Source organism: Pseudoalteromonas sp. CO325X, from assembly GCF_004208955.1.
GTDB classification, from domain to species: Bacteria; Pseudomonadota; Gammaproteobacteria; order Enterobacterales; family Alteromonadaceae; genus Pseudoalteromonas; species Pseudoalteromonas ruthenica.
This window is the reverse complement of the sequence record NZ_SGPG01000001.1, coordinates 260,460-277,417: the sequence shown is the minus strand read 5'-3', so window position 1 is coordinate 277,417 and position 16,958 is coordinate 260,460. Positions and strand designations below refer to the sequence as shown.

Genomic DNA, 16,958 nt, shown 5'->3' with positions numbered 1-16,958 from the left:
GCTCGACTTGCATGTGTTAGGCCTGCCGCCAGCGTTCAATCTGAGCCATGATCAAACTCTTCAATTAAAAGTTTTTTGAAGCCGAAGCTTCAGCTCAATGAATACTGATTTTGTTCTTGTTTCCAAGAACGAATTGACTGTGCTGCAACAAGTAAACTTGTTGCTGTTGGTCACTCAGCTTCTCTTTTGAGAAAACACATTGAGACTCTAAATTTGTTTGCGTCATCTAGCGAACTAGAATCGGCTGTTAGAACTCAATCTGTACGAGTGCCCACACAGATGATTGCTTCATATTTTTAAAGAACGTTTTAGGCTTTCGCCTCGGAAGCTTTGCTCCCGTTCAGGGCTGCGCATTCTACGCTTTCCTGATTTTGTGTCAACACTTAATTTTAAGTTTTTTAATTCGCTTTAAATTAAGTTTTATATGACTCACCTGACTCATTGAAGTGCTTGTTTGTAAGCAGTCCGCCGTGTCGGTGGATGCGGATTATAGGGAGATTCGATTTCCACGCAACCCCTTTTTTAAAGAAAACTGCAAAAAATGGATCGTTTGCACACTTTACGCTCAAAACGCACTAAAAAAGACCATTAATTCACTTATTAATAGCTATTATTCTGTTGTTAACTGAAAAACGGTTTAAAAGATGACCATTACCAGTAGGGTCTGACTGCTTGGTAAATACTGACTCCCCATACCAAGGCGGCAATCAACAATGCCAAGCTTACCGCAGCCGAGCCCATATCTTTAGCGCGCCCAGAAAGAATATGTAATTCCGTAGACACCCTATCGGTGAGCGCTTCAATGGCTGAGTTCAGTAATTCAACAACCAACACTAATAATATAACCACAATCAGTGCTAACCAATGCATCGCGGTATCGGCAATGAAAAAGGAGATAGGAAAAAGGATGAATGCCAAAGTCAGCTCTTGGCGAAATGCCGCTTCGCCCTTATAAGCTGCTTTGAGTCCCCAGTAGGTACAACGCAATGCTTTAACTATCCGCCCTAGCCCTTGGCCGTTTAACTTTAAGCTTGTCATAACGCTTGCCACCTTATTAACAGCCATAAAAAAACCCCGATAGCGGGGCTTTTCAATATTGCTATGCAACACCATATTGGTCGCGGTAGGCTTTGACCGCTTGCAGGTGCTCATCCATATTGCCCTGCTGCTCAAGATAGGTGATTAAATCTGCTAGTTTAACTATCGATACCACTTGGGTGCTGAAGTCTCGCTCTACTTCTTGGATAGCCGAGAGCTCTGCTTTGCCTTTTTCCTGACGATCCAGGGCGATCAGCACCCCGCTTAAATCAGCGCCATTGGCGGCAATGATTTCCATAGACTCGCGAATGGCGGTGCCAGCGGTGATCACATCATCCACTAACATCACCTTTCCTTTAAGTTCAGAGCCAACTAGGTTGCCTCCTTCACCATGGTCTTTTTTCTCTTTGCGGTTAAAGCAGTAAGGGACGTCTTTATTGTAATGATCTGCCAACGCCACCGCTGTAGTCGTAGCAATGGGGATCCCCTTATAAGCAGGACCAAACAATAAGTCGTAATCAATACCAGCATCTTCAAGTGCAGCTGCATAAAAGCGGCCTAACTTGGCCAAGTCTTGCCCGGTGTTAAACAACCCAGCATTAAAGAAGTAAGGGCTAGTGCGGCCAGACTTAAGCGTAAACTCACCAAACTTCAATACCTGCTTGGCTAATGCGAATTCAATAAACTGCTTTTGATATTCTTTCATTAGATGTCTCTTTAACTAGTCGCTTAGTGCTTATGCCAAAGCTTGCTTTTGGATGTCGATAATTTCGCGGATAGAGTGCTTAGCTAAACTTAGCATTTGCTCTAGCTCATCAAATGAGAACGGTTCACCCTCAGCAGTGCCTTGCACCTCGATGATTTTACCCGTTTCGGTAAGAATCACGTTCATATCTGTTTCGGCTTGTGAGTCTTCGATATATTCCAAGTCGGTAATAGGTTCGCCGTTGAAAATACCCACAGAGATAGCCGCTATCATGTGTTGCAGAGGATTAGTGTTGATCATGCCTTTCGCGCGCATATAGGTTAATGCATCAACCAAGGCGACACAGGCTCCACTGATAGATGCCGTACGTGTACCACCGTCCGCTTGAATCACGTCGCAATCGATAGTGATAGTGTTTTCACCCAGGGCTTTTAAATCAACGGCAGCTCGTAATGCACGGGCGATCAGTCGTTGAATTTCCATGGTGCGTCCGCCTTGCTTGCCACGCGCTGCTTCGCGGTTATTACGGGTGTGGGTCGAGCGCGGTAACATGCCATATTCTGCGGTTACCCAACCTTTACCTTGGCCCTTCATAAAACGCGGTACACCCGCCTCAACACTCGCAGTACACAATACCTTAGTGTTGCCAAACTCAACCAGCACTGAGCCTTCAGCATGCATGGTGTATTGGCGAGTAAAGGTCACTGGACGAATTTGATTAGGTGTTCTTTCACTTGGACGCATTCACTATCCCCTTCATTAAAAATTTTCGTTTATTATATGTGTTCACCCGCTGCGATGCCACGGCACTTTTATGAATTTCCCTAATTGTGCTGGAAATTTCCGCTAGAGCTCACTCTTTGTTAAGGTATAATGCATGCCGATATATCTGTTTTAAATTAGGAAATCATTCATGATCCACAGCATGACTGCGTATGCTCGCCAAGAAATTAAAGGCGATTGGGGCACCGGAACTTGGGAGATCCGCTCTGTAAACCAACGTTATCTGGAAACCTTCATTCGCGCCCCCGAGCAATTTCGCGGTTTAGAACCTGTGATCCGTGAACGGCTGCGTAAAAACTTACAGCGCGGTAAGGTTGAAGTATTCTTAAAATTTGCCGCCAACCCAGCCCATGTCGGCGAGTTACAAATCAATGAGTCTTTGGCCTCACAATTAGTAAAGAGCGCACAATGGGTGCAAGCACAAAGCCAAGGCGACATTAATCCCGTAGACATTCTTCGCTGGCCAGGCGTAATGGAAGCCGAGGAAATGGATATGGACGTCGTGCAAGGTGAATTGCTCAAAGGCTTAAATGGCGTTATAGATGACTTTAAAGCCGCCCGTGCTAGCGAAGGCGAGAACCTTGAGCAAATGATATTAACTCGCTTAGACGCGATTTTAGAGCAAGTCGCAATCGTCGAAGCGCAAATGCCCGAAGTCATCAAATGGCAACGTGAGAAGCTGTCGCAGAAACTGGAAGATCTGCAAGCCGAAATCGACGAGACCCGCCTTGAACAAGAGCTTATTTACTTGGCGCAAAAGCAAGATGTCGCCGAAGAACTCGACCGCTTAAAATCGCACGTCAAAGAAACCCGTAAAATTCTGAAAAAAGGCGGTGCCTGTGGTCGTCGTCTTGATTTTATGATGCAAGAGTTTAACCGCGAAGCCAATACACTGGCCTCCAAATCTATAAACACCGAAGTGACCAACGCCGCCGTTGAGTTAAAGGTGCTGATTGAGCAAATGCGTGAGCAGATCCAGAATATTGAGTGATGTTTCACCCTGTTTCAGGGAAATTTAAATTCCTTTAAAAACCGCTACCTTAGCGGTTTTTTCTTTTCTGCTTGTTTACTCACTCTTCCCTTTGTTTCAAAATAGTGGTGACATTATTGGTGACACAAACTTTAAAAATCGTCTTTCCAAGAGAAATTTAAGAAATTATGTCACCACTGCATATACCACTAACTGAGTAATCAATGAAATGAACGATAAACAGGTAAAGGCACTTATTAAACAAGGTGAGCATGCGCGCCATGCGATTGGTAATGGCCTATATCTTCGTATTGCCAACCAAAACATTGGTTATTGGGTTGTTAGATACACCATTAATAAAAAGCGTAGAGAGATTACAATTGGTAAGTACCCTGATCTATCTCTTGCTGACGCAAAATTTAATGCGTCTGAAATTAAAAGAGAAGTCAGTAACGGTATTGATCCTATTGCTGAAAAAAAGCGAAATAAAACACCCGAATTCAATACTGTCGATGATCTAGCTGAAGATTGGTTAAAGGAATGCGCCAAACGACTAAAACACCCAAATATTCCTAGGCGCGTTTATACAAAAGATATTGCACCGACCATTGGCGAATTAGGCATTGATCAAGTTAACCCTCGTGATATACGTGCAATTATAAATAATATTGCTGAAAGTAACCGCCCAACTATTGCCAATGACTGCTTGATGTATTGTAAGCAACTTTTTAGGCACGCAATAAAACTTGATTTACGAACTTCTAACCCCGCAGAAGCATTTACTGTGAGTGATGCTGGCGGTGTTGAAAAAAGTCGTAGTAGAGCATTATCGCTCGAAGAGCTCTCACAGGTGTTTAAATGCTTTCGAGAAAATCATAACCAATTCACTCGAGAAAATTACCTAGCTGTTGCGTTATTACTTTGCTTAGGTGTTCGCAAAGGCGAGTTAGTTGCCTCCAAATGGGAAGAATTCGACTTTGAAGCCGCGCTTTGGCATATCCCGCAGGAGCGAAGCAAAACAGGTCGCGGTATTTCAGTACCACTTGCGCCCACAGTTATTGAATGGCTCAAAGAGCTACAAATTCGCGCCTATGGTTCTGAATTTGTCTTCCCAAACAGACGTGCTAGTAAACGCTTTGGGCATATTAGCCCTGATACCATTAATGCCGCTATTCAAAAGCTTTTTAAACAAGAGAAAATGCCTGTTGCACACTTTACCGTGCATGATCTTCGTCGAACATGTCGTAGTCTACTCGCTGAATCTGGTATTGCTGGTCATGTCGCTGAGCGTTGCCTAAATCACAAATTAAAAGGCGTAGAAGGCATCTATGATAGATATGATTATTTAGATGAAAGGCGCGAAGCTCTATCAGTGTTGGTTGAACAATTAAAATCTTATGTATGAAGCTATCTTAAATTCGTATATATATTTAGTGGTGGGTGAACTCCATCACTTTTCGAAAAATGGCCGCCCTAAAATATCAGTATTTTTTAATACTTTTTCGCAGGATTAGCTAACATTTCCATTTGTTTTCTTAATGCAATAAGCTCTTCTAAATTATTTCTTTTAATTCTATTACTTTCTTTTAATTTGTTTAATTTTTTATACTCCTGTTCATTTCTTTGAGCCATTTCCTCATTTCTATCGACAATTTTATCAATTCTATCTAAAACAATATCATTTAAAACATCATCTCAATTTTCGTTGTATTTTGCTATAAATTTATGATAAATAAGAAGTTTTTTTACATTTTCTTCCGTAAATCATCCATCCATGATAGAAATATACTCTGAAGCTTTATCAAGGAGTTTTGGACCTTTGAGTTTAGAACCTTCATCATTTCCTGTTGCAAGGATTTGAAGCATGTCTATTTTCGAAGTTGTTGACATTTGTGCAAAAGCATTTGCATATTGATCATGAAATCTCATGTATCTTTGAGCTCTTGTTTCAGAATCTTGTGAATCTGCTTTTTGTTTTAATTCTGCCAGAATTGTTTGATATTCTTGATGAATATCTTGAAAACCACTTACCATTTCAATTGGTAAATCAACTCATAAATCAGCAATCATTTGGACTACTTGTTTATCTACATTGATAGATGGATATGTTTTTGGTGATTCTAGTTTTTGACCTTTTACATCAAGTCCAGCTGGGAGAACTAATGAAACAGTTCCTTCAACTTTTTGTGGATCTAAAACTGAAACTACTGCATACATATTTGAAATCAGAATAACTTTTTCTGCTTCTGAAAGTTCTGAAATATTTTGATCTTTATATTTATTTAATGCAATTACTCATGTCAAAGCATTAGCTATTGAAAGAGGTTTTACAGTTTCTGGAAGTTGAGCTATAAGAGCATTTAATACATCAACTTCTTCTTGGGTAGGTGATAAGGCTACCAGCCTTTGAACTGCGATTTGGTCATCCAGTCGATTTAATTTTTTAGCAATGTGTGCTAATTGCTGTTGTGCTTGCGCATAAGTAAGTGGGCTTGCTTTGTCTAAACCAAGCTCTTCTAGTTTAACTCGCTTTGACTTTGTCGCTATCGGGCTCGTTGGTACGACTTGAATACGCTGATTGCCGTCAATTACAGCTTGAATACCTATGTGCTTTAAGTAACGAGCTTGTTCTTCGGTTGTAACGACCCCATCAGCCATTATCTCTTGCGTTAAACTGATTTCAGCTGATGCACTCGCTGTTTTCAGCATACAAGTACATAAGGTCACAGCTGATAGTAAAGTTCAGATATGCTGTTTATTGTTCATAGCTTAGTATCTTAAGTTATCACCACACTGGCCGAGCAGAGCACTTTTGACCCATCTGTTGCACTTACGCCTGCTGGTATAATAAGTTGCAAACCATCGGCTAACCTGAGCGGCTTAATTAACGATGTCCATCCCCTTGCGAGGCATCGAGTCTCGACCTGAACCTGTTACCTTGTGCTTGTTATCCACTTGCTATCTAAGTGCCACAGTGAGCTTGATTGGTTTAATATTTACATTAGCAATGACCAACAAAGCGGTGCTGTTTTCTGGTGCCGTGTTTCCTCAAAATAGTCTTTTAAATTAAGTTAGTAGTAACTTTAAAGGAACTTTTGATAGACTACAAGTGCAATAGTCCATGTTATTTGATTGATGTTGAGCGAGTGTAGTGTAACGGTAGCACGCAGGCCTTCAGAGCCTGATAATCGGCGTCCAACCGAGTGGTGCGGGTTCGAATCCCGTCACTCGCTCCAATTTGTTTATAGCGGCTGTATCTCTGCTTTTTTATTTGGCGTTAATGCCTCAGGCTTATTGGGGGCTTCGGCCTTTATCGCATTGATGGTTTGCCTATATGCTTTTTCTCTAGTGTTGTTTAGACGTTTACCTGTTAATGAGCATAAAGTTACTACAGTATGGCCTTTTGCTTTGGCAAGTAACTTAAACTCAACCAGTTCCCCTGTATTGAACGATTCTTTGATCTCAGGTTTTATACCCCAACAATCGTACAGTTGCGATGCCAGTTGGCGCTTGTAATCTTTGCTGGTCAGTTTAGGTTTGCTGGTAAAGATGCTTGGTAAAAAGTGCTCAATAAATCCGTGTGACATTTTATCAGCAAGCTGCGGGTTGGTTTGAATGGCATCCCAAAAACAAATAGTAAAAGCCTTAAAACACTGGGCACTGTAATCACACTCGGTACTTTGTAGATTAAAGTGACTAGTTAAACCACTGTTTTCAACAAGCTGCATACATGCCGTACCTGTGGTGAGCTGCTGCCAAATTTGCCACTGACTTTGCTCATCTAGAATGTGTTTACGTTCAAGAAACGCAAAAAAGCGCAAAGTAAACTCTGCCTGCCCTTTAACATGAGCAAGTTTTAACGGTGCAGGTAAATTATATATATCGCTTTTACTGGTATGGGTATGAGCAAAACGGTTAATAAGGTGGCGCTTGATTGCGTCGGTAAGTGGGGAAAGATGCCGTGCCATGTGTTTAGCCAATTCTTTAAAGTGACCACTACTTTAATAAACAGAAAGAATAATGGCTAGAAAATGAATTTTTTAAATTATGATAAAAAACATTCCTCGCCCAAAATTGACACTGTTTGTAGACCACTAATTTGTACTAGCTCAGACTTGATCTGACAGTTACCCGCTTTTCAATCGGTGACTGTCAGGTTAGATTTGAGCTAAATTCTTCTCAGCCCAAATCGATTTCCCATCCAATAATGTTTCCAGTGGCGTTCTACCACAGCACATTTTTCCCTGATGTGTTCGGTCATTATTGTAATAAACCATCCATTCGTCCAGATCCTTCTGTAGTTCCTTCAGCGAGCCGTACAGCTTCTTACGGAACGTGACCTGATAGAACGCTTATAAGATGGTTTTATGGAAGCGTTCGCAGATACCGTTTGCCTGCGGTGACATCACCTTCGTTTTCGTATGGTCGATGTCGTTGACAACCAGATATAACTGATAATCGTGGTGTTCGACTTTACCGCAGTATTCAGTCCCTCGGTCAGTGAGAATGCGCAGCATGGGTAGCTCATGTTGCTCGAAGTAAGGCAGAACTTTGTCGTTGAGTATATCAGTTTTGATCGTGTAGAGCTTCGCAAACGCTACTTTGCTGTAGGTATCGATGAAGGTCTGTTGGTAAATACGGCCTACGCCCTTGAGATTGCCAATATAGTAAAGTCTGGTCGATTCATATTTTTAAATAAGTTAAGAACAGTTGAATTTAAAACGGAAACGGCGGCTGTTAGTATGCTTGCACTAAAAGATGAGCATTGGAGAGCTCTGTATGAATGTCTATCAAATAAAAAACGAAGCTTATACCTATGATGTCATTGATTTTGATATTGTTGAGCTGTCTACTACTCTCGCCAAAAATAGCAATCTTAGCCCTGACACTATATTAACAATGTTCATGTCGTCTGCACGAGATAATGTTGAGTTCAGCCATCTATGGCACGATGAGCTAAACTTTGACTATTTTGGTAAAGCTAAAGAGCAAAACTACGACATATCATTGCTAGGCAGATTTATGATAATGAAAATGCCTGTTTATGAGTCACTAAAAGATCGCCTTACTAATTTTGGGGAGTTTTTACCTGTCAAAGCTGAGGGAACCCCCATGATGCTATTTAATCTACTTGCATTTGGACTAGAGCAAAAAGATAAATGTCTAACCAAGTATGAAGATGGATTTGAGGACGGTTTAGAACTACTAACCTTTGAGCAAAACGATATACAAGACAAATTCTTATTCAAGTCTAAGCTGGAAGGCACCAAAAAGGTTTACTGTACCGATAAATTTAAAAATATTATACAAGGTAGCCAATTTAAGGGCTTAGTCTTTGATGAGGACTTATTAGATCCATTTGTGTGATTGTATGCACTGTGAGAGAGGCTCCCCCCCCTCACCTAACACTTAAAAGCCCTTTCCAGGGGCTTTTTTGCTTAACCATCTCGGCATTGCTCTTGTGGGTACTCAAATTCTAAGGTGGTGTGTGCTAAATGATACTCTGCCAGGTTGTCGGCCAAACGTTGCTTTAACGCTATCACTTGCTCAGCATTAAGCTCCTGAGCAAGACATAAATGCGCTGTCAGCACATGATGTTCGCCATCTAACGACCAGTAATGCACATGGTGAGCAGTGCTAATTTCTTGCGGCTCTATCAGTACCTCAGTGAGTTTTGTTTGCGTCTTTTTATCCGGTGCTCCTTGCAGAAATAGCCGCACGGTCTGCACTAGGTTGCGCACCACATTGATCAAAATAAACAAGGTAAAACAAATCGATAAAATAGGGTCTAAAATCGGCCAATCAACAAACATCAACACGATTGCGACCACCAGCACCGCCACCCAACCCAGCACGTCTTCAAGAAGGTGCCAATTAAGCACTTTCTCATTAAGTGATTTACCACTGCTCAGTTTAATCGCCGCATAACCGTTCACTGCGATACCTAGCACCGCCAGGGCCAACATGCCTTCCGTTACCGGCATCACTGGGTCAAACAATCTCGGCACCGACAACACCAGCACCCACACCGAGCCAATCACTAATACCACCGAGTTAATAAACGCACCGAATAAACTTAAGCGCCGGTAACCATAGGTAAAATGCTGATTGGCACCTTTATTACTGAATTTGTTAAACAGCCAGGCGCTGCCGATTGACAGGCTATCCCCTAAGTCATGCACGGCATCGGCCATTATCGCGGTACTGTTTGTAAGCCAGCCGCCAATAAACTCGATAATAGTAAACCCGAGATTTAAAAAGAATGCCCAACCAATGCGCTCTGAAGCGATGTCATGGGAATGATCGTGGTGATGCGCCATTTTCTTATCCTTTTGCTGCGTGTACCTACACTCTGGGTTAAAATCTCTTTACCGTCTTTTTTGCTCTTTATCGCGCTCCCTTTAACTTAAACGCGATTAAGCACATTTTTTCTCGTTCGTTATATCTGTGTAAAAACACTATGCCAAACTTTTGTGAGCATTACTAAGCCTGTCAGCTATCCTAATTAACAGGCTCTTATCAGTGAGTACATTATGAAACTAAAAACAAAGTTGTCTTTGTCGTTTGCCGCCGTTATTGCTTTAATGGTTATCTCAAGCCTTATCGTTTGGCTTAAAGTCTCCACCGAAACCCTGCAAGCTGAGGAAGTTAAAAACGACGACCTTCCCGGTTTACTAGCCTATTTATCGATCTCCGATACTATTTATCAAATGCAAAATGAAGCCCTTGAATACATAGGCGGTGAACAACAAAAGCGAGATAGCTTTGCGGCTTTGTATAGACAATTTCAAACGCAACACCAAGAGCTTTATAAGTATGAGTCTAACAAGCCATCAGACATAGAGAAGATGGCAAACATAGAAAACTTAGTGAAGGAATACAATCGCGGCATCACTCAGGGCGTATTTAATCGATACGACCCTGAATTGTTTCGTAGCGTACAATCACAAGTGGCACAGTTAGAACAAGACACCGGTGAGAAGTTAGGTGACTTACTCGACGAGCTCAAAGACCAAGAGTATGCACAGGCCATGCAAGCAAGCGATTTACAAACCAGCTTGCAGGATAATTTACCGGGTGTCAGATATTACCTCGAACTGATCGATGAGGCCGGTGACCTAGTCGCGGGTGTGAACGCACACATTCGCGGTGATACCGAAGCTAAAGCACGCTTTAAAGACGATTTAACCAGTTTCAATGAATACCTTGAGGCGCTTCGACCACTTGAGCAACAACCTGATGAAGTGGCAGCGCTACGTCAAGTTGAGTCTTATCGCGATGACATTGTGCGCACGGCCAACAGCATTTTTAAACGCTATAGTCCACAAGACTATATTGATGCTCGAAGTACTATCAATGACCTAGAAGCCCAGGTTGTTGATAAACTAAACACTATTTTGCAAACCTCAGCGCGGGAAGAGCAAGTAGACGCTATTAGCGCCTTAAACCACCTTGTCGAAGGCTTAAACCTGACCTTGATCATTATTGTGATCATTACCTTAATCGCCTTCGTTGTCGCAGGCATTATTGCCTACCTCATTAGCCACTCAATCATTACTCGCTTAAACAATGTGCTAGAGACAGCAGAAAGTGTCAGCATCGGCGACTTATCGCGCCCGGCTATTGCTCATGCTAACAAGGATGAAATCGACAGCCTTGCTGCGGCGACCAATAAAATGTCGTCATCTCTGCATGATTTAATGGCTCTGATCACGTCACTGGCCACTCAGGTTAGGGAATCCAGCTTGGAAATTAGCTCAACAAACGAGCAAATCGCTAATCGCAGCCAAAACTCAGCAGACCAATCAACACAGATAGCCACTGCCATTGAAGAAATGAGCTCAACGGTTTCAGAGGTCGCTAGACAATCACAACAAGCATCTGGCAATAGTGAGCAAGCAAGAGAGTATGCCGCTCATGGTGCCGAAGCAGTAAGCCAAACGGTAGCAGAAATAAGAAGCGCTTCGAGCAGAGTGCAAAACACCTCCAGCTCAGTCACCGAACTGGGTGAGCTTAGTAATCAAATTGGCAATATCATCAGTGTGATCAGTGCCATTGCCGAGCAAACAAACTTGTTGGCACTCAATGCTGCCATTGAGGCCGCACGAGCCGGTGAGCAGGGCCGAGGCTTTGCCGTCGTTGCCGACGAAGTACGCACCTTGGCTGAGCGCACGACCAAAGCCACCGATGAAGTCGCGCAGACAATTACCGCCATCCAAAAGCAAACTCACCAAGCGGTAGAGTCTATGCATAGTAGCGTAGAGCAAGTAAACAGCAGTGTATCTATGGCGGAGCAGGCGGGGGAACAACTTAGCAACATAATGCAAAGTGCCAGCGACATTGCCAGTATGATTCAATCAATCGCGACTGCCACCGAAGAGCAATCAGTGGTCGCTGCGGAAATGGCCAAGGATGTGTCTGATATTGAGCGCGCGAGCCAGGCATCACTGAACGACACCCAAGGGGCTTTAGAGATTGCGAAACAGCTTAATTCTCAAGCCGGTGAACTTAGTGAGTCTGTGCAGCGCTTTAAATTGCGTGCCAGTTAAGCACAATACTCATTGATTTTATGTATCGCTGTCGGTATTTTAGACCCTAATTTGATAACTAACAGGTGTGCTCCCGGTGCTTAAGTGTGTATTTAGCATTCTTTTACCCCTAGTGATTGTGCTGCAATCACTGGCAGCGAGTGCTGATCCCACCCCTGTACATCAAATCGACAGCGAGCATTTACAGAGCGTACATTCGCACCAACAACATGATGACTTGCAACCACAGGCAAGCGATAATTTGCACGATACTGCTGATTGTCATCACTGCGGCCACTGCTCAGGCTCACATCTCACTTGGGGGAGCATACCGGCCCCCTGTTTTGCCAATGACCATGTTGATTTCGCATTGCCGGACTGGCGCCACCGCGCTGTGGGCGAGGTCATTTACCCAACTTTCCGCCCTCCCATCGTCTAACTGCACTTATCCGCCATGCCCAACGCGCACACTGCGCTTGCGGCTAACTTAACATTTGCAGTTAGAGAATAGTTTATGAAGCTTTCTATTTTTTGCTTTGCGCGCAGCGCGAAGGCACTTAGTGGCGCGTGTGTTCATCGCGCCTTGGACACCTTCTTCACGGTGTTTATCAAAACCGTTACATTGTTAGTATTGAGCGTGTCGTCGCTCACCTTCGCGGGCGAAGGTCACGACCATAATGATATCAACAATACCGCTAAATCATCACCCAGCGACCATGGTCAAGGTATTGCTCTCAGTGAGCGCAGTATGGCCCTAGCGCAAATAAAAGTAGCGCCCTTACAAGCACGTGCACATAACAAAACGCTGTATGCACCTGGAGAGCTCAAAGCCAATGGGTACTCAAGTTACATCGTTTCTGCACGTACTGAGTCGGTTGTCATTGAGCGCCACGCAATGCTTGGCGAGCACGTCAATCAAGGGCAACCACTGGTCACCTTATTCAGTGAAACAATGGCCAATGCTCAGGCCGACTACCTAGTGCGGCGAGTGAGTGGCAACGAGTAAAGCAACTTGATAACCGAGCGGTGAGTGAAAGTGCTCGCTTAAAAGCACAGTCACAATACAACGCCAGCTACGGGCAGTTAATTGCCCTTGGCTTAACCACTGAAGCCATTGATACGATTAGTAAGGACAACATTGCGTCATTTGGCCAATATTCTTTGGTGGCCCAAACCTCAGGAGTGGTGCTTAACGACGACTTCACCCAAGGCCAACGAGTGGAAGCTGGCCAGAGCATTATGACCATCGCCGATGAATCTAGCCTATGGGTTGAGGCCAAAGTTGCGCCTTATAGCGATGGCGCCATCAATAAAGCCACAGCGGTGAATATCGTCGTCAACGGCCGCACTTACCCAGCGAAAGTTATTCAAGAAGCCCATGTGATTGACCCAACTACACGGACGCGGGTGATCCGGCTAAAAGTAGATAACCCGCAAGACAAACTTCATGCCGGCATGTTCGTCGATGTGCATTTCACCTTTGCCAGCACCACGCCAATATTAGCTCTTCCCCAAAGCGCGCTCATGCGCGGCAGTGACGGCGATTGGCAGGTTTTTGTGCAACAAAGCCCCGGCGAGTTCTTACCCGTAGAGGTTGAATTGGGTGAACGCTTTGGTCGCTACCAACAAATCTCCGGCGTGCCTGAGGGAGTCAATGTCGCGATGACCGGGGCTTTCTTTATTTCTTCTCAACTAGCCAAAAGTGGCTTTGACCCTCATAACCACTAAGCTGGAGCGGCACAATGTTTAACTCTATTATTGCTTGGGCGGTGCGTAACCGCCTGCTTGTCGTGCTGGCGTTGGTGAGCCTGATCGCTGCCAGCATCACAGTGATCCCTAAACTTAATTTAGACGCCTTTCCCGACGTCACCAATGTACAAGTAACAGTAAACACCGAAGCCCCCGGTCTGGCCGCCGAAGAGGTAGAGCAACTGATCACCTACCCTATCGAAGCGGTTATGTATGCGCTTCCCAATGTCGAGCAAGTGCGCTCGATATCTAAAACAGGCCTTTCTGGAGTGACCATCGTGTTTAACGAGGACACCGATATTTACTTTGCTAGACAGCTGGTTTTTGAGCGTTTACAAGCCGCCAAAGAGCTTATCCCTGACGGTCTTGGCAGCCCTGAGATGGGCCCCAATACCTCGGGCTTGGGGCAAGTGTATCAGTACTTACTTATAGCCGATGCAGAGGCCGAGCTCGATACGATGGCCCTGCGCTCACTCAATGATTGGGTGGTAAAGCTGCTGATTATGCCGATTGACGGCGTCACTGATGTGCTGTCATTTGGTGGTCGTGTGCGCCAATACCAAGTCGCAATCAACCCGAATAAGTTACTCGCCTATCAATTAACGCAGCAAGACCTTGTGGCCGCGCTCGATGCCAGCAATGACAATGTGGGCGGTTGGTATATGGACCGTGGTCAAGAACAGCTGGTGGTGCGCGGTACCGGCTGGTTTGCTCACTCACGCCAAGGCATTGAGCAAATACAACAAGTAGCGGTAAAAACCGTCGCCGGCACGGTCATTACCGTCGGTGATATCGCTGAGGTGCGCTTAGGCAGCGAGATTCGCCAAGGTGCGGTGACCATGAGCCGTAAAAACGCCCAGGGCGAGGTCGAACAGTTAGGTGAGGTGGTCTCTGGCATTGTCCTCAAACGCATGGGTGCCAATACCAAAGCCACCATCGATGGGATCGAGCAAAGAGTGCAAATGATCAATCAAGCGCTGCCACAAGGGGTACGATTTCAACCTTTTTATGACCAAGCAGACCTTATCACCAAAGCCGTGAATACGGTGGTGAATGCACTCACTCTCGCCTTCGTTTTTATCGTTGTTGTGCTCGCCCTATTTCTAATGAACCTACGCGCCACGTTATTAGTGCTCATATCCATCCCCATCGCCATTGCCATGGCCTTAATGATGATGGTGTGGCTTAACATTTCTGCTAATTTAATGTCGCTTGGCGGTCTTGCTGTGGCGATTGGCATGCTGGTCGATGGCTCAGTGGTAATGGTTGAGAACATGTTTAAGCATTTAAGCCGCCAAGACAGCAAGTTGACGGCACGCGAGCGTATCTTACTCGCGGGGAAAGAGGTCGCTCGACCCGTGTTTTTCGCCGCAACCATTATTTTAGTCGTGTTTATGCCGCTCTTTAGCTTCGAAGGCGTTGAAGCCAAACTATTCCAACCGATGGCGTTAAGCATTATTTTAGCGGTGATCAGTGCCATTTTCGTGGCGTTAATTATCGTTCCTGCACTCGCAAGCTATCTGTTTACCGGTCAAATCACATCGCGGCCCAGCTTGATACTCAAACCCTTGGATGTGCTTTATAAAAAAGCATTACACCAGGCCCTAGCGCATACCAAAGCGGTGGTGGTCACGGCGCTTCTACTCGTTGCTGGCGCTGTTGCCACCCTAGGGCAGTTGGGAACCGAATTTGTTCCCGAGCTCGAAGAAGGTACCATTAACCTGCGCGTTACCTTGGCGCCTTCTTCAAGCCTCGAAACTGCACTTGCGGTGGCCCCCAAACTAGAAGCCAAACTATTAAGCTTTCCTGAAGTCACGTACGCTTTGAGCCGTATCGGTCGGGCCGAAATTGGTGGTGACCCCGAGCCGGTCAATAACATCGAAATCTATATTGGCTTAAAGCCCCCCAGTCAGTGGCAAAGTGCAGAAAACCGCTACCAACTACAAGCCTTGATGGAACAGAAGCTCAGCGCCTATCCAGGGTTGTTGTTTAACTTTTCTCAGCCTATCGCCACGCGAGTTGATGAGTTACTGTCTGGAGTAAAAGCGCAGCTGGCCATCAAACTATTTGGCCCCGAACTTGAAGTGCTAGCGACTCAGGGCGAGGCCATTGCCAATGCGGTAAAAGCGGTGCCAGGCACCCGCGATGTCGCGCTTGAACAAATTGCCGGCGAAGCACAACTGATCGTAAAACCAAAGCGCCAAGCCTTGGCTCGTTATGGCTTGCAAGTCGCCGATGTGATGGGCTTGGTACGCGACGGCATTGGCGGTGTACAAGCCGGACAAATTATCAATGGCAATGAACGCTATGATATTAACGTACGCATTGATAAACCCTACCGACAAACCCCACAAGCCATTGGCAATTTATATTTGCAAGCTAGCAACGGGGCGTGGGTGCGCTTAGCCGATGTGGCCGATATTAGTATTGAATCGGGGCCTCCTCAGGTGCGCCGCGACGATGTACAGCGCCGAGTTGTAGTCCAAGCAAATGTCCAAGGCCGGGATATGGGCTCGGTGGTGGCGCAAATTCGTGAGCAAATCGCAAATGATGTGGCGCTGCCCAGCGGGTACTCTGTGGCCATCGGCGGGCAATTCGAAAATCAACAGCGGGCACAGCAGCGCCTCAGCGTTGTTATTCCATTGTCACTGGCTGCCATCGCGCTGTTACTGTATTTTGCGTTTGGCAGCGTCGGCCAAGCCTTGCTGATATTAATCAACGTCCCATTGGCAGTCATTGGTGGGGTGTTTTCCTTATATTTAAGTGGGCAGTATTTGTCGGTGCCAAGCTCGGTAGGCTTTATTACTTTATTTGGCGTTGCCGTACTCAATGGAGTGGTCATGGTCGAGAGCATCAATCAGCGTATCAATAGCAGCCAGGCTCTAGCCAGCGCAGTATTTGAGGGGGCCACGCAGCGCCTGCGCCCGGTGCTGATGACCGCTATCACGTCGGCATTAGGCTTGATTCCAATGCTGCTTTCTCAAGGTGTGGGTGCCGAAATTCAGCGCCCCTTGGCAAGCGTGATTGTCGGTGGGCTACTGACATCCACCTTATTAACTTTGTTTGTGTTGCCAGCTTTGTATCCACGTTTTTCTCGGGCTAAGCTTAAACACTAAAGCTATTGTGGCGCATGAATCGACAACAGGTTTATGCGCCAGTTAACCTAGGCTAAGAAATCCGCTAT

The 16,958-nt window shown here is 45.1% G+C and carries 17 protein-coding genes, 1 rRNA gene and 1 pseudogene; 8 read left to right on the top strand and 11 right to left on the bottom strand.

Annotation, left to right across the window (positions count from 1 at the left end; genetic code table 11):
• The 4 genes from EXT46_RS01345 to rph all read right to left on the bottom strand — a co-directional run.
• Window positions 1-67: ribosomal RNA gene (locus tag EXT46_RS01345) — 16S ribosomal RNA — on the bottom strand; the annotation flags it as partial.
• Between the two features lie 584 nt (window positions 68-651).
• The gene (locus tag EXT46_RS01340; RefSeq protein ID WP_026110905.1) at window positions 652-1,038 is read right to left on the bottom strand and encodes a diacylglycerol kinase; all 387 of its coding nucleotides are present in this window, start codon (window positions 1,036-1,038) and stop codon (window positions 652-654) included.
• A 61-nt stretch (window positions 1,039-1,099) separates the two neighbouring features.
• Window positions 1,100-1,744: an orotate phosphoribosyltransferase gene (gene pyrE / locus EXT46_RS01335; protein ID WP_130144721.1), complete on the bottom strand. Its 645-nt coding sequence runs from the start codon at window positions 1,742-1,744 to the stop codon at window positions 1,100-1,102.
• Window positions 1,745-1,774: 30 nt separating this feature from the next.
• Window positions 1,775-2,488, bottom strand: coding sequence for a ribonuclease PH (gene rph / locus EXT46_RS01330; protein WP_022943484.1), 714 nt, complete (start codon window positions 2,486-2,488; stop codon window positions 1,775-1,777).
• A gap of 169 nt (window positions 2,489-2,657) precedes the next feature.
• On the opposite strand from rph, the gene EXT46_RS01325 reads away from it, so the two are divergent.
• Window positions 2,658-3,518, top strand: a complete 861-nt coding sequence (locus tag EXT46_RS01325) for a YicC/YloC family endoribonuclease (protein WP_022943483.1) — start codon at window positions 2,658-2,660, stop codon at window positions 3,516-3,518.
• 208 nt (window positions 3,519-3,726) lie between these two features.
• Window positions 3,727-4,902, top strand: coding sequence for a site-specific integrase (locus EXT46_RS01320; protein ID WP_130144719.1), 1,176 nt, complete (start codon window positions 3,727-3,729; stop codon window positions 4,900-4,902).
• An 86-nt stretch (window positions 4,903-4,988) separates the two neighbouring features.
• On the opposite strand, the gene EXT46_RS18785 is transcribed toward EXT46_RS01320, so the two are convergent.
• The 6 genes and pseudogenes from EXT46_RS18785 to EXT46_RS01295 all read right to left on the bottom strand — a co-directional run.
• Window positions 4,989-5,129 carry a hypothetical protein gene (locus tag EXT46_RS18785; RefSeq protein WP_165381037.1) on the bottom strand — a complete coding sequence of 47 codons (141 nt, stop codon included), beginning with the start codon at window positions 5,127-5,129 and terminating at the stop codon, window positions 4,989-4,991.
• A gap of 132 nt (window positions 5,130-5,261) precedes the next feature.
• Window positions 5,262-5,531 (bottom strand): hypothetical protein, encoded by a 270-nt coding sequence (locus EXT46_RS01315; RefSeq protein WP_130144717.1) that lies wholly within the window; start codon window positions 5,529-5,531, stop codon window positions 5,262-5,264.
• Between the two features lie 18 nt (window positions 5,532-5,549).
• On the bottom strand, window positions 5,550-5,714 hold the full coding sequence (locus tag EXT46_RS18780; protein WP_165381036.1) for a hypothetical protein: 165 nt from the start codon (window positions 5,712-5,714) through the stop codon (window positions 5,550-5,552).
• 78 nt (window positions 5,715-5,792) lie between these two features.
• Window positions 5,793-6,206 carry a hypothetical protein gene (locus EXT46_RS01310; protein WP_130144715.1) on the bottom strand — a complete coding sequence of 138 codons (414 nt, stop codon included), beginning with the start codon at window positions 6,204-6,206 and terminating at the stop codon, window positions 5,793-5,795.
• A 533-nt stretch (window positions 6,207-6,739) separates the two neighbouring features.
• The gene (locus tag EXT46_RS01300) at window positions 6,740-7,465 is read right to left on the bottom strand and encodes a hypothetical protein (RefSeq protein WP_130144713.1); all 726 of its coding nucleotides are present in this window, start codon (window positions 7,463-7,465) and stop codon (window positions 6,740-6,742) included.
• 189 nt (window positions 7,466-7,654) lie between these two features.
• A pseudogene (locus tag EXT46_RS01295) lies at window positions 7,655-8,167 on the bottom strand (integrase core domain-containing protein); the annotation flags it as partial.
• A gap of 109 nt (window positions 8,168-8,276) precedes the next feature.
• On the opposite strand from EXT46_RS01295, the gene EXT46_RS01290 reads away from it, so the two are divergent.
• Complete coding sequence (locus EXT46_RS01290; RefSeq protein WP_130144711.1) at window positions 8,277-8,864, top strand: hypothetical protein; 588 nt, start codon at window positions 8,277-8,279, stop codon at window positions 8,862-8,864.
• Between the two features lie 71 nt (window positions 8,865-8,935).
• Here the strand turns inward: EXT46_RS01290 and EXT46_RS01285 are convergent, their stop codons facing one another.
• Window positions 8,936-9,817, bottom strand: a complete 882-nt coding sequence (locus EXT46_RS01285) for a cation diffusion facilitator family transporter (RefSeq protein ID WP_130144709.1) — start codon at window positions 9,815-9,817, stop codon at window positions 8,936-8,938.
• Between the two features lie 213 nt (window positions 9,818-10,030).
• Between EXT46_RS01285 and EXT46_RS01280 the strand changes: the two genes are divergently transcribed.
• The 5 genes from EXT46_RS01280 (at window position 10,031) to EXT46_RS01260 (ending at window position 16,890) form a co-directional block, all read left to right on the top strand.
• Window positions 10,031-12,046: a HAMP domain-containing methyl-accepting chemotaxis protein gene (locus tag EXT46_RS01280; RefSeq protein WP_130144707.1), complete on the top strand. Its 2,016-nt coding sequence runs from the start codon at window positions 10,031-10,033 to the stop codon at window positions 12,044-12,046.
• Between the two features lie 76 nt (window positions 12,047-12,122).
• Window positions 12,123-12,464, top strand: coding sequence for a hypothetical protein (locus tag EXT46_RS01275; protein ID WP_022943480.1), 342 nt, complete (start codon window positions 12,123-12,125; stop codon window positions 12,462-12,464).
• Window positions 12,465-12,539: 75 nt separating this feature from the next.
• Entirely contained in the window at window positions 12,540-13,031 is a 492-nt protein-coding gene (locus EXT46_RS01270; RefSeq protein ID WP_130144705.1) for an efflux RND transporter periplasmic adaptor subunit, read from the top strand.
• A gap of 20 nt (window positions 13,032-13,051) precedes the next feature.
• Window positions 13,052-13,753: an efflux RND transporter periplasmic adaptor subunit gene (locus EXT46_RS01265; RefSeq protein WP_130144703.1), complete on the top strand. Its 702-nt coding sequence runs from the start codon at window positions 13,052-13,054 to the stop codon at window positions 13,751-13,753.
• Between the two features lie 14 nt (window positions 13,754-13,767).
• Window positions 13,768-16,890: a CusA/CzcA family heavy metal efflux RND transporter gene (locus EXT46_RS01260; RefSeq protein ID WP_130144701.1), complete on the top strand. Its 3,123-nt coding sequence runs from the start codon at window positions 13,768-13,770 to the stop codon at window positions 16,888-16,890.
• Window positions 16,891-16,958 lie beyond the last annotated feature (68 nt).

Bases quoted from the DNA above. Each gene is read 5' to 3' on its own strand.
- EXT46_RS01340 (WP_026110905.1), bottom strand. From the start codon at position 1,038: ATGACAAGCTTAAAGTTAAACGGCCAAGGGCTAGGGCGGATAGTTAAA.
- EXT46_RS01280 (WP_130144707.1), top strand. From the start codon at position 10,031: ATGAAACTAAAAACAAAGTTGTCTTTGTCGTTTGCCGCCGTTATTGCT.
- EXT46_RS01310 (WP_130144715.1), bottom strand. From the start codon at position 6,206: ATGCTGAAAACAGCGAGTGCATCAGCTGAAATCAGTTTAACGCAAGAG.
- rph (WP_022943484.1), bottom strand. From the start codon at position 2,488: ATGCGTCCAAGTGAAAGAACACCTAATCAAATTCGTCCAGTGACCTTT.
- EXT46_RS01270 (WP_130144705.1), top strand. From the start codon at position 12,540: ATGAAGCTTTCTATTTTTTGCTTTGCGCGCAGCGCGAAGGCACTTAGT.
- EXT46_RS01290 (WP_130144711.1), top strand. From the start codon at position 8,277: ATGAATGTCTATCAAATAAAAAACGAAGCTTATACCTATGATGTCATT.
- EXT46_RS01315 (WP_130144717.1), bottom strand. From the start codon at position 5,531: ATGGTAAGTGGTTTTCAAGATATTCATCAAGAATATCAAACAATTCTG.
- EXT46_RS01320 (WP_130144719.1), top strand. From the start codon at position 3,727: ATGAACGATAAACAGGTAAAGGCACTTATTAAACAAGGTGAGCATGCG.
- EXT46_RS01300 (WP_130144713.1), bottom strand. From the start codon at position 7,465: ATGGCACGGCATCTTTCCCCACTTACCGACGCAATCAAGCGCCACCTT.
- EXT46_RS01325 (WP_022943483.1), top strand. From the start codon at position 2,658: ATGATCCACAGCATGACTGCGTATGCTCGCCAAGAAATTAAAGGCGAT.
- EXT46_RS01285 (WP_130144709.1), bottom strand. From the start codon at position 9,817: ATGGCGCATCACCACGATCATTCCCATGACATCGCTTCAGAGCGCATT.
- pyrE (WP_130144721.1), bottom strand. From the start codon at position 1,744: ATGAAAGAATATCAAAAGCAGTTTATTGAATTCGCATTAGCCAAGCAG.
- EXT46_RS18780 (WP_165381036.1), bottom strand. From the start codon at position 5,714: ATGTATGCAGTAGTTTCAGTTTTAGATCCACAAAAAGTTGAAGGAACT.
- EXT46_RS01260 (WP_130144701.1), top strand. From the start codon at position 13,768: ATGTTTAACTCTATTATTGCTTGGGCGGTGCGTAACCGCCTGCTTGTC.
- EXT46_RS18785 (WP_165381037.1), bottom strand. From the start codon at position 5,129: ATGGCTCAAAGAAATGAACAGGAGTATAAAAAATTAAACAAATTAAAA.